Source organism: Rahnella aquatilis CIP 78.65 = ATCC 33071, assembly GCF_000241955.1.
Taxonomy (GTDB): Bacteria; Pseudomonadota; Gammaproteobacteria; order Enterobacterales; family Enterobacteriaceae; genus Rahnella; species Rahnella aquatilis.
Map to the genome: position 1 here is coordinate 2,870,753 of NC_016818.1, position 12,462 is coordinate 2,883,214.

Sequence of the window (12,462 nt, forward strand, 5' to 3'; positions counted from 1 at the left end):
TTTCCTAAGCGGGTGTATGCAAATTCTCCTAACCCGGCATTTCCTGTTTGCGGGGTTAGAAGGTGTTCAGATTTTTTCAGTCAACCAGCCACGCCTCATGGCAAAGAGTGTATTACTCAACTATTACGCCCTTTTAGATGCATTCTTAGCATACCAAAAGGAGGGGAATCACCACTTAGCTCCAAGACTACATACCGCTCTCGAATTCCAGATGAGTCGCTTGATTTGTATTTCGAGAAATTGAGCCTGAAGATGAGGCCCCGTTTGCAGGATTTGAGTGTATCGTCGAGCCAGCCACACTCTGCCCACAGGATACCGGCACCTGAATCACAAAGGACCGACTCTGCCCGATGAGGCTGCTAAAGCCCGTCTTATCCAGTACGACGGGTAAGACGGGCGAACTGAGAATCCAGTGCGCACAGCCAGTTTGCCGCCATGACGGGCAGACACAAGGATTTTTCATTATATAAATATTGCATTCAGAACCCTCCCGTTGTCAGTCTGACTAAAAACATAAGAATCCTATGCCAACACCCATGTTGGCATGGCCTTTTCTAATCCAAGGTGAGAAAAATGAAAATCAGTCAGAGCGAATGGGAAATTTTTTTAAATAAACACGGCGATATTGAGAGTAATTTCAAATCGGCAGCAGAGCTGGCCGCTGACGCTGAAAGGCGAAAAAGCTGGATGCTGGCAGCTCAACTATGGCTAAAAGCCCAGGAACTGGCAAAAAAGCCAGATAATAGAGTCTGGGCCGAGCGGCGCAGCGAAATATGTTGTGTACAAGGACTCATACTGCTCTGACGCCATCCCTAAATTTTAGCTAACCCACAGATAAACCTGTTGCGCAGGAGAGACTACGCCCCGGCCTGGATCCCCATACTGTTCTTTGCGTAACATATGACTCTGTGCAAATGCGGGCCAGAATGGTCTGTGCATGGCCAAACACCTTAAACGACTCCGCCTCTGTAATGAGGACCGTGAGTAGACTAAGTATAAAATCCTACGTTAAGCTCAAAAGCCTTAACGTAGGATAATTTCCAAACTCCCAGCAACCTATTTAATCTACCGAGAATATTGATAAAAACCCTGTTGTTTCATCTGCAATATAGAGGCGCCTATTTTTTTCATCAAAGACAACGGAGTCTGCCTGAGCGCTAATGTCAGTGACATAACTTCTCAATGTCACTAAGTCAAAAATTACAAGATTGCCCCTTTTATCGCCTTCAAGGTCATTGTCAGGAATAGCAAAAATAGAATTATTTTTACCATCTAAAATTATATTAAACTGGCCGAGTTCAGAGGGGAGTCTTAAAAACTCACCTTTTGTACCCAGTCCCGTATCGGTAATCCCTAACCGCCACAACCCAACGCTATCACTTGACTGAATAGCAACGTACAACTTTTTATTTCCATAATCCACGGCAACATCCCAAGGGATATACAACCGGTTATTTGCCTGAATATTTCTGTATAAAAAAACCTGGTTGTTTTTTATGTTGTACGTAGTAATTGAACCATAGGATGGATTAGCGAAAAAAATGAATTCCGAACCAAACATCCCCAATCCGGAATTGTCAGTAGATAAATCTGTATTGTCATTTACATAATTATCAACCGACTGCACATATTTATTTTGTCTTGCATCGCATTGTATGATGCTAAATGAACCTTTAGGATATCCCAGAGGCCCTCCAGTCGCCTGCGGACCTGTAGCAATAAATAACTGTTGCGTTCCCTCGTCAAAAATAATATTTTCAAACATCGAGTTGTACTCTACTTCCTCTTGTAAAGGGATCGATATGAATCCAACCTTCAAGTAATCATTATTTGGATCAATTATCCTCACCCCATAATCAAAATCGGAACCGCTTACATAAGAAAAATATAGTAAACCAGACCGTGGGTTAACAGCCATCGAATCCGATGGTTCTACAAGGATTTTAGAATTTAATATTTTATATTCCCCATTAATGAAACCAATACACGTTATTTTATTGTCAAAACCGCCAATATATGCATCAGAAAAAACATAAGCCAACTGCCTTTGTTGATCCAGAGCGAGTCCCCAGGGAGCATCGCCAATATAAAGATCTTTTATTTTAGTTAATTTATTCATAACTTTCCTCACATTCCTATTTATTTAGCTTATTCACAGATGAATTTAATGTGTTCCTCCTGCCATCCAACGTCCTGAAAAAAGAAAAATGGAACGCCGTGTTAAATAGCAGCACCGTTAGGTGGCAGAGGGATAGCAAAATAGCATCAGCTAAAGTGATGCAGTTCATGATTATGAATTTGTCTAACTCTTCCGATGTCGTCAGGACGGGAAAGCGGGACGCTTTCAGGCGTTACCGACCTGCTATTCTCCCGGGATCACCTGGGAAATGCAAAACCTCCAACGTTAATCATGTACTTTAACGGTCCGGTTAATTATTAAGTTGGCTATGCGGTTGCTGCCGTTGCCTGCACGTGCTACGCAAAGGCCAGGCAAAGTCATTTTATTTCGACCATCTTCTGAGAGAGTGCGCCTGACAAGAAAAATTTCTACAATGTTAGTCTTTGTCACTGAGACATAAACTTACTCATCCCTCTGTTTGCAACAGGACCTTTAACAGGCACTACATCCAGTTTTTTTTGAAAAGGGTCCAAGTTTTGTTACAACTAAACAACAAATGAAATAAGTAATCAGGTAAATAATTTTTTTTAAATAATATAATACTCACAGCTTTACTGTTTCATTAGACCTTTCTAATGACATTCTTATTATACAAGGATCTCGAAAAATGGATTATCAAAACGTCTTTCAATTAACTGATGCAGAAAGAAAAGAATTATTTTTAGCTTTGGATAAAATCACGTACGATCCCACTGGGGGTGATGCGTATATAAATGCCATCCGTTCGACTATGACAATGTTCTTGCCACGCAGAATTAATGCGGCATTAAGTCAGCAAAGAGCTTCAATCAAACCAAGACCGTATCTTATTTTAAAAAATGTACCTGTAGATAATGAGATTTTTTTCTCTCCATGTCCCAATCAATACACACCATCCGCTAAATCAGGAAATATTAGTGAAAACCTTTTAGTCGGCATATCCTTGCTGGTCGGTGAACCCTATTCGATGTATTTTGAAGGTAAGGAGCTGATCAATAATTTGATTCCAAAGCGTGAAGCCAAAAAAGAGTATACCGGGCTGGGATTTGACGTCGAATTGGATTTTCATATAGAAAATGCGGCGTTGAAACATCTGCAACAATTCAATGTTTCACCGATGGGCTTGCTGCTGGCAGGAGTGCGAAGTGATCCGCAAAGCCCACTGACGCGCATTTCTGACTCGCGCCTGGCCATCGCACAGCTAGACAGTGAAGACATTGCGACACTCACCAGCCCGCTGTATAGCATCAAGCTGCCTTACCGGTGGCGACAGTGTACGCAGGGGGGACGTGAAGAAACGGAATTAGTACCACTTATTTCACAAAACCATGTGCTGCCAGATATTAGTGCTGTCTTTTACCCTGGAATGATCTCGGCCAGCACACTGCGAGCTAAAGCTGCGTTGGACCGTTTCTACAACCTGGTGAAAGAGAACGCTACCTGCATCGATATTTGCCCTGGAGATCTGGTGTATATCGACAACCGTTTTTCTTTGCATTCACGCGATAAATTCACGCCTTCTTATGACGAAAAAGAGACACCATTACGTTGGGTTCAGCGCGTCTTTGTTTCGGCAAATTTATGGAATCATCGCAATCTCAACCAGGTCGAAGAGCGTATTTTCTCGATTTAAGGTGAACATCGATGTTAAATGTTTTTCTTTCCATATTACCCATTTTCTTGTTAATCTTTCTTGGTTTTTTGTCAAAATTTTATATAAAGGATGTTGCTGTATTCTGGAGTTTTTCTGAAAAATTTGTTTATTATTTATTTTTCCCGGCACTATTAATACTGGATGTCAGCGAGGCAGACTTCAGCGGGGCGGAAAGTTTTTATCCGGTAATGGCGACGATTATTGCTACATTGACGGTCGCACTGATTATTTTTGCCGGGAAATTACTCTTTGATACCCCACCCGAACTGTTTACCTCTATTTTTCAGGGTGGAGTTAGATATAATTCTTATGTTTTTATCGCACTGTCTCAATCATTGTTCGGCAGTAAAGGAGTGGCTTTGTCCAGCTTCTTTGTGGCGTACATGATTATTTTGACCAACATTATGAGCGTGTTGGTGATGAATTATTATGGAAGCTGCAACAAAAAAAGCCTTACCGGTGCCCTGTTGGCACTGACAAAAAATCCGCTCATTATCGGCGCGCTACTGGGAGTTGTGGTAAACATGTGCAACGTGCATATCACCGGGTCGATCAAACAGGTGTTCCTGTATCTGGCTAACGCCGCCACGCCATTGAGCCTGATGTCCGTCGGCGCGGGATTGATCATCAGTATGCATATCCGAAAGTTGGTTTTCATCTCATACGCAACCCTGCTAAAACTGATAGCAATGCCGTTGATCACCATCGCTTTGATCCACTATTTCGGTGCCTCCGGCATGGCAGCCCACATTGCCATTCTTTACTCCGCGGTTCCTTGTGCAGGCAATGCCTACATCCTGGCGCGGCAGATGGGGGGGGATCATGAAGCAATGGCATCCATCATTACCTGGTCGACGTTGCTATCAGTGTTCAGCGTGGCGTATATTCTGAGCACCGTTACGCTCTAAACGTTAACAAAACCGGGATAGGGGCTCTCTGGTCTAAACCCCTATCCTTCTCATCATGGCCCCGAGCACAATGACTTTAAACACTTCCGAGCCGTTCTTCATTATCGCGTCTCATGGTAAACCGCCTCAATATTATAACCGTCAGGATCAAGGACAAACGTGGCGTAATATCCGGAATGATAACGAGGCCTGTATCCCGGCGCACCATTATCTTTTCCACCGGACCGGAGGGCAATACAGTGAAATGCATCCACTTCCTCTTTGTTTTTTGCACTGAAAGCAAGATGCATTCGGGGCGTTGATGGCGTACCCTGCGTGATCCAGAATCCGCCTCCCGGGTCTGCACCTTCATCGGGTCGGGCAGGACCAAAACCTACCGCCTTCTCAGGGATTTCAAGCCGGGCAAGATGACCAAGGCTTTCCAGAACATGCGTGTAAAAAAGTTTACTTACTTCAAGATTGGTGACGCTGAATCCGGTGTGATCAATCATTCTTATATTCCTGTCAGCGAAGAAGAGTATGCAATATAAGGGGTCTGAAGCCCAATAAGATGCCGTTACCTTACGAAGATATTCTGGTCAAATTAACGGAAATAAAAATCTATCTCTCCATTATTTATTTCATTTTTAACTATCTTGCCGTTGATTCCTGATGGCGTTTCTGGCTTGTATTGTTCACTGTCAACGAAAGACCATTTCAACGGAGTATTCGGGGGAGTAGAAAACATAACATCAAGGGAAATATCATGCATTTTAATAAGCAGGTCGGGTGGAAAATATTTATAATTATCAGTATAAGGCTCGAAACAAAGCAATGCCATACCATAATTTTTTGTCGTGGTAACTGATTGCGTTAAATGTTTAAACCTCTCACCGCTAAAACGCACTTCATAATGGTAAGTTGTTTGGATACCAACTCCCCCTGACGAGCCTTTATACTCTATAACACCTTCAAGCTCCTCCCCTGTTTTTACCAGGAAATAAGGAGAATAATTGTAATGCCCATTGTCATCTGTATAAACTGTGCAGGCATACCAGCCATCCGCCCATGCAAGCACTGGTTGAATTATCCCTTTATAATCAGATGACTCAAGCCCATTCCAAAGAAAAAGCGAAATGGGTATCCCGTTCTGATCCCACACATATTCTGGATGGGAAGGAACAGTCCACTTTGTCTTGAACTTCCTTATCCTACCTTTATTTTTAGCAATATCTATCTGCGCAAGATAGCTTCCCTGGGCATCGTCAGTTGTTTGCATCGGATGTTTATTGTGCAAATAAAACCTTTCGGTGCGGTTTATCATCACTTCCCCTTACATTATAAATGGCTAAAAGCTTCATGGAAATATGCATTTTAAATTAATATCATCCGTAATTATGCATAATGTTATCTTTTACGCGTCCAAAATTTTTATTCAGTAAATTGATACTAACGTCAGAACCCATAATGCAATTTTTTTGTTGAAAAAGTGTGACACGTATCCATGAAACTCCGCACATAGTTGGTAATGGATAATTCATACTAGCAATGTCACCGAAACCAAATCATTATTATATATTGAATACTGATGAGAAAGTTTTGCATGGTTACGTTCGGCAAGATTTAAAAGGAAGGTAGAATGAAAAAAATCATTTTAATGGCGGCGTTACTGGGGGGATCGACCTTCTCCTTTGCAGCGGCCGTATTTTCCCCCACTGAAGGCGTAGTATGCGATAAAAAGGCCAATTTCTGTGTGGATAATCAGGGTATTTCCATGAGATTCACCGCGCAGTATTTGGGGAAACAAGCTCAGCGGACATTACAAAAAAGTCTGGGGGATGGTACGGGAATTGACCTTGGAGAATATACATTCAGTAATGGCGTACATTGTGTTTCCGAAGATAAACAGTGTTATTCAGATCGTTTTTATCCACGAACAGGGGATAAATATGAGTCTACATGGACTGCAAAAATTTTCGATAAAGCGCGTTAGAGCATTTTGTCTTTTGCAAGGATAGGGAAGAAATGAACGGCAACTCTCTGAGCAGCGGGACTAGAAGCTCAGGGTTTGGTTTTGGGAAGATCATAAATAAGCCAGATAAAAGATCTAGAAGCCACTATTGCACAATGATGCATAGGGCTTCTGTTTTTAAAAAAAGGCTTTAAACAGGCATGTTAGTTGATGAATGGATCCCAGTGGTATCCGCCACACGGATCATTTCCGCCGCCACCGCCACCATTACTACCTTCACAACCACCACCACCACCACCACCACCACCTACGTAGAGTTGGAACTTGGTGTGGTAGGTTACCTTACCCGTTTTCAGTACGGTTGATTCCCAAAATACATCTTCTTTTGAGGTGAGAATAACCCTATTCGAGACCGCATCAAGCTGCGGAGTTATAATCGTTTCCCTTCCGAGCACAGGCGGAGTGATATTTACCGCCCCATTATTGATGACAAACCCCGTGATCACTCCCTGATAATTGCCCCCCATTGAGAGGGTCGTCATACGCCACCGGATTTTGTCGCCTTGCTTAGCGAAGACATCAAGTTCCGAATCTGCTTCATCCCGCGCATGATACCATGTAGCGATCATGTATATATAACCATGCGCCTCCCCAAGGCTTTGATATTGCCCTGTTTTTGCAACATCATTTTTATGAAAATCACGAATTATTCGTGGTGCGTCAACGGCAATCAAAACATCAACGATTTCCATCTTAGTGACTCCTAATCAATTAGAAAGGAACAACTCTTCTTGCGAGGAAAGCCAAATCTGCTGGTGAATGAAGCATCACGCTGATAGCTTTCCAAACGCCTGTTATTTAGTAAAATTAAAACTATAAACCTCTGGCTACTTATGCATAAAGTAAATGAAAAACTCGCAAAAGTTGCATCGATTTCGCGACTTATTAGCTCAGTAGGTGCAAACAGCAAATATCGTCACCCACTATTTATCACTAGCCCAGAGATACCCTTTGTTTATGTACACGGGAGATACGGATAAGCAATCAGTTTGGTTGTTAATTTAGCTGTGGCGATTCAGATGGTATTAGGTGTACGATTAAATAATTGTTTTTCTTCAGTATTGAAGTGACTCTTTTATGGCTAGCCTCTACCTCATTTTGTGTCCACTAGCTTGTCAGGTATTTCAGGCTCTTCCACGGTACTGAAATAACGCTTACTCTCTATCTGCCTCTTTTTAAGCAGTTTTCAAACTTTATTGGGCTTTTTTGAATAAATCGAACTTTTGCCGCAATCAGGATCAGATCACCACATCACTGCCCCTGTAGTGGTACCCCGTGGCAAAACAAAAGTTCAAAATCACCAATTGGAAAGCCTACAATAAGGCGCTCATCAATCGAGGCTCACTGACATTCTGGTTGGATGAACTGGCTATTCGGGACTGATACGACGAACCAAAAACGCCGTCACGTGGTCGTCCACAACGTTATTCTGCGCTCGCTATTTCCACAGTACAGATGCTCAAACGCCTCTTTCGCCTCACGCTGCGCGCCGCTCAAGGATTCATTGATTCCATTTTTACCTTAATGAAGCTCCCGCTCCGTTGCCCGGATTATTCCTGCGTCAGCAGACAGGCTAAGTGTCCGTCAATATTCCTTTCAAAAACCCCACGCGCGGCGAGATTGCCCAGCTCGTTATCGATTCCACCGGCTTAAAAATCTTCGGTGAAGGCGAATTGTACCGGGTTAAACAACTGTTCGGTGGGCACCTGACGCTGCGTGACTACGATGTGCAGGTTGGTGAGGCTATGGCCATGAACCATGCATTGAACAAAATAACGCGTGCAGGTATGCCAGAAAGTGTACGAACTGCCTGAGGAAATGACTGAGTGGGGGCAGTTTTATCTAAATCCGACTTATTCAACAAAGCCTCGAAAAAGGCGCCGCAAAGAAAGCCCTTTGCATAATAAGTTATAAGCATATGCTCTTAATTTAGTAGGCCATTAAATGGCATGTGCTGCCACTATTGTCGCAGCACACGTGTCTAATAACCTATAATGGTTCCATGCACATTACGTTAACAAGATTATTGCCAGTCATATCATCCGCCATGATATTTAGAGATACATTGTATCCCCAGTATCCATTTGGACTATTATATGTAGTCCAGTAGGTATCACTTACGAAGCCCCCACCATTATATTTACTCAGGTCTCTCCATTCACCCAAATGACCGGGTTGATTATTTCCATCCGAAGAGGTTAAATCATCAAAGCCAGGCATTTCTGCTGAGTTTTGTTGACAATAGTTAACTCCATCATCGTGATTCTTTAAATCTGCAATATTCGTAAACCATTTTTTAACTGTAAATTCATAAAGTTGCTTTTCTCCCTTACCATTTTTTGGCGTTGCTGTAATAGTGACCTTGTTTTTATTACCTTTGCCGGTAAAGGTCACTACTCCGTTGGTATCTACAGAAACCCATGTAGCATCAGACACCCAGTCAAAATCCTTTGCATCACCATTACTAATATCAAATGCGAAGGATGCACCTTTAAATCCTGTTCCAGGGAAACCCAATGTTGAGGCCACACTTAATGCCAAATCATTGCCCTGGACGTCAATACCGCTAAGTTGTGGAATTGCGGCCAGAGTAGCCGTGCCCTGCAGGCTGCCAATCGGGTTGCCGCCGAACTGCGGTGTCACGGTGAAGGTGTCGGCCTGGATCCCCATGAGGGTGGCGGTGTAAACGCCGGTGGTGCCGGTCTCGGTAAGGGCGCTGACTGTGACGCGGCCAGTGGCCGGCGCCGTGCCGTTGCTGTCGCGAACGGCGAAGGCGACCTGCGCGGCCTGGCCGGTTATGGCATTGCCGTTAGCATCGCGGACCGTCAGGGTCAGGGTGGCGGGCGTGGCACCGTCGGCGGGCACGGAGGCGGGGGAGACGGTCAGGCCTGACAGTGTCCCGCCCGGTACTGAGCTCTCTATGTTTACTTTAGAAGAGGGCAATTTATAATCATTTAGTTCAGGAGTGATAGTCAAAAGGTCTGGACTGCTGCCTGCAGTAATAGTTATTTCATAAATACCGGGGGATTTTTTGATCGGTTCAGAAACAACTGTTTTTAAGTTATTCCTGGAGCTGATTATAAATTTTAAGAACGATGTGGGTACATCAATATAATTATCATTATTGTCTTTGAGTGTGAGCACTAAAAGTTGAGTACTTTTCCCATCCGCAGGAAGGTTACTTGCGTTTGGTAAAAAAGTACTTTTATCTTGGCTTATTACCGGGGCCATGACACTAACTTGTGTCTCACTTTTGCGAGAGTGATTTCCCTTTAAGTCAATTGCGGTGCCATTGATTATATATGCATTAACCGATTTCCCATCAAACTGGTAATAGGGGAGGGTTATTACATAATTATTTGAATTTAGTTGTGTAATTTTTCCACCATTAGAATAAAATTCGGGAGCAACCCATTCAATTCGATCCAAACCATACTTACTATCAACACTAACTTCTAATGGTTTTTTTTCACCAGGATAACCAGTAATTAGTTTAGCTACACGCAGGCGGATAGTCTCTTTTTTACGATATTCAAGTATTATATTATTGTTTCGATCAACAAGATCATAACGTGAGCCAGCCAATGTACGCATGGTTGATACATAATCAGTTGTAATTTGTTGCTGCCACGGCACACCAATTTTGTAGTTTAACTGCATACTTAGTTGAGAGTCATTCTGACCGGATTTACCTTGACGCTCCTCAGCACTAAATGTGACCAAAGGTATTGGAGTATAGTTAATAGAAGCAGAAATAGCATTTGGGTTGCGTTTGCGGTGTTCCTTACCAAACAAGTCAACCTCATTTCCATAATACTGCTCATATTTCAATTTCGCCCCTAACTGAGGGACATCTGGTAACCATGCTTGAGCATGTAAGTCCCAACCATTCGCCGGGCGTGCTTGATAATCTCTAACATCTGGCGAATCTTTCCAGTTTGTAATGCGGATATAACTGTTCGCACCTAGTTTAACAAAATCACGCCAGTATTCGATCCCTAAACCTGTACGAACATAGCCCCTGGATAAATCATCATCCAAAAAAATGTTTCCGCCATACATTGAGGAAGAATCAAAACTACGTAAACCAAGCCCGAAGTTTATTTGGCTTCTGTCATCGGTACGATGAATGCTTGATTGGTTAAATAAGAGAAATTCTTTATTTTCAAAAACGGGCAATAATAAATCTAGCTCAGAATTATCAAGAGAGAGATCTCGGTCAGTACCGATTTTGACTTTTGCAGTCCCAAAATGACTTAGCCAGTGCTGAACTTGCTCACTCGCCTCACTGGAAGCGAGTCCTAATGCCATTGAAGATGCAGTTGTGCTATTCGGATCATGTGAAAAAAAAGTACCAGTCTGAGAAGCTATATTTGCTACAGATTGTGTATTGGCAAATTTGTCAGGGGCTTTATTGACTGATCTATTTCCATTTTGTTCTGAGGCCGAAAAAAAACGAGATTTTGATGATTGTAAGGGAATGTCAATTTCATCACCTTGCTTCAAGTGATTGAAACCATGAGAAAATGTTCTGAACTCATTGATTTCGCGAAGTTTCGACAAAGGAATTCCTAGTTTAATGGCAACAGTTGAAACAGTTTCACCATAAGAAAGAACATAGGGTTCAGTATCGTAAGTATAATTTTCATACTTACCCACTGGATTTTGAGATGCATTTTCTTCAGCAACTGCTTGCGGGGGGTAAAAAAAGGCCAGTGACAATATACACTGCATTATAAAGTAGACAGTGAACATCGTCCTAAAGGAGCATAGATTATGTATAGTGTGTTTAGCAGCAGTTGTTTTCATGATTTTTGACCATCAATTCTTGACCGTAAAATGAGATTTCTTACACCAACTTGAGGTTGATGGACTAATAATATAATCGCGGATAACCCTTTTAAAAAAATTGGCTCGCTTTACTTTTTAGATCTAAATGGGAATGATGTTTTATGATGAATATATTCTGCTTCACTACATTTATCTGAAATTACTAATCTTTAAAAAACACTCGACCATTTATGTTGCCTGTTTTATAACTTTTTGCTATAGGAAGCACCTCTATTTATATGATATTGAACATTCTAAACAAAAGTGTACTGCAACTAACATATGTATTAAGGAAAACCAGCCTTTCCATAATGGAATCAATCATCGGAATGAGCCTAATCACGAGAGAGGTATAAATGCAATAGGCGATATAAAAATTGTGAGCAGACTAATCACAGGATAATAAAAGTGGGTAGTTCAGTTTTTTTATTCGTTTTGACCTGCCCCCAGGATTAGATAAAACGCTCAGTTAGTCATGTCGGATCCTTGACCCGTTCCCCGTATATGATCCATTCATAATGAGGAATAACCGGCTTCTGACCCGCTCCCCGTATGTGATCCATTCATAATCAGGAATAACCGGCTTTGTGTTGGTTGTGTATTCTGGCAACCGGCAGACTTCTCAGCAAATTCTGACGGGGTCATCCAGCCCAGCGCAGAATGGGGACGACTCTGGTTATCGTGTATGCGCCAGGCCTCGTTTTTGCACCGTGCATCCTCCGAAGACATGAACCCGTTCTCGTTCAGGCATTCCTGCCGCAACCTGCCGTTGAAGTACTCGACCGTAGCGTTGTCCGTCGGTGTTCCCAGGCGTGAGAAGTCGATCCTTATCCTTCTTTCATATCCCCACCTGTCCAGTTTTTTCCCTGCAAATACAGAACTATTATCAGTTTTCAGCAAC

The 12,462-nt window shown here is 42.6% G+C and carries 10 protein-coding genes and 1 pseudogene; 5 read left to right on the forward strand and 6 right to left on the reverse strand.

Annotation, left to right across the window (positions count from 1 at the left end):
* Positions 1–573 precede the first annotated feature (573 nt).
* Positions 574–804, forward strand: a complete 231-nt coding sequence (locus RAHAQ2_RS12970; protein WP_015697673.1) for an ANR family transcriptional regulator — start codon at positions 574–576, stop codon at positions 802–804.
* A gap of 256 nt (positions 805–1,060) precedes the next feature.
* Here the strand turns inward: RAHAQ2_RS12970 and RAHAQ2_RS12975 are convergent, their stop codons facing one another.
* Positions 1,061–2,119, reverse strand: a complete 1,059-nt coding sequence (locus RAHAQ2_RS12975) for a hypothetical protein (protein ID WP_015697674.1) — start codon at positions 2,117–2,119, stop codon at positions 1,061–1,063.
* 667 nt (positions 2,120–2,786) lie between these two features.
* Between RAHAQ2_RS12975 and RAHAQ2_RS12980 the strand changes: the two genes are divergently transcribed.
* The gene (locus RAHAQ2_RS12980; RefSeq protein ID WP_015697675.1) at positions 2,787–3,791 is read left to right on the forward strand and encodes a TauD/TfdA family dioxygenase; all 1,005 of its coding nucleotides are present in this window, start codon (positions 2,787–2,789) and stop codon (positions 3,789–3,791) included.
* A gap of 11 nt (positions 3,792–3,802) precedes the next feature.
* The gene (locus RAHAQ2_RS12985) at positions 3,803–4,720 is read left to right on the forward strand and encodes an AEC family transporter (protein WP_015697676.1); all 918 of its coding nucleotides are present in this window, start codon (positions 3,803–3,805) and stop codon (positions 4,718–4,720) included.
* A gap of 101 nt (positions 4,721–4,821) precedes the next feature.
* Here RAHAQ2_RS12985 and RAHAQ2_RS12990 read toward each other — a convergent pair whose 3' ends face one another.
* Both RAHAQ2_RS12990 and RAHAQ2_RS12995 read right to left on the reverse strand, forming a co-directional pair.
* Positions 4,822–5,211 carry a VOC family protein gene (locus RAHAQ2_RS12990; RefSeq protein WP_015697677.1) on the reverse strand — a complete coding sequence of 130 codons (390 nt, stop codon included), beginning with the start codon at positions 5,209–5,211 and terminating at the stop codon, positions 4,822–4,824.
* A gap of 92 nt (positions 5,212–5,303) precedes the next feature.
* Positions 5,304–6,023 (reverse strand): hypothetical protein, encoded by a 720-nt coding sequence (locus RAHAQ2_RS12995; protein ID WP_015697678.1) that lies wholly within the window; start codon positions 6,021–6,023, stop codon positions 5,304–5,306.
* Positions 6,024–6,338: 315 nt separating this feature from the next.
* On the opposite strand from RAHAQ2_RS12995, the gene RAHAQ2_RS13000 reads away from it, so the two are divergent.
* On the forward strand, positions 6,339–6,692 hold the full coding sequence (locus tag RAHAQ2_RS13000; protein ID WP_015697679.1) for a YcgJ family protein: 354 nt from the start codon (positions 6,339–6,341) through the stop codon (positions 6,690–6,692).
* A gap of 182 nt (positions 6,693–6,874) precedes the next feature.
* Here the strand turns inward: RAHAQ2_RS13000 and RAHAQ2_RS13005 are convergent, their stop codons facing one another.
* Entirely contained in the window at positions 6,875–7,423 is a 549-nt protein-coding gene (locus tag RAHAQ2_RS13005; RefSeq protein ID WP_015697680.1) for an inclusion body family protein, read from the reverse strand.
* A gap of 583 nt (positions 7,424–8,006) precedes the next feature.
* Here RAHAQ2_RS13005 and RAHAQ2_RS24955 point away from each other — a divergent pair.
* Positions 8,007–8,545: pseudogene (locus RAHAQ2_RS24955) on the forward strand (transposase).
* A gap of 175 nt (positions 8,546–8,720) precedes the next feature.
* On the opposite strand, the gene RAHAQ2_RS24660 reads toward RAHAQ2_RS24955, so the two are convergent.
* Both RAHAQ2_RS24660 and RAHAQ2_RS25535 read right to left on the reverse strand, forming a co-directional pair.
* Positions 8,721–11,453 (reverse strand): inverse autotransporter beta domain-containing protein, encoded by a 2,733-nt coding sequence (locus RAHAQ2_RS24660; RefSeq protein ID WP_158309243.1) that lies wholly within the window; start codon positions 11,451–11,453, stop codon positions 8,721–8,723.
* A gap of 621 nt (positions 11,454–12,074) precedes the next feature.
* Positions 12,075–12,461: an integrase core domain-containing protein gene (locus RAHAQ2_RS25535; RefSeq protein WP_158309244.1), complete on the reverse strand. Its 387-nt coding sequence runs from the start codon at positions 12,459–12,461 to the stop codon at positions 12,075–12,077.
* Between the last annotated feature and the right edge of the window lies 1 nt (position 12,462).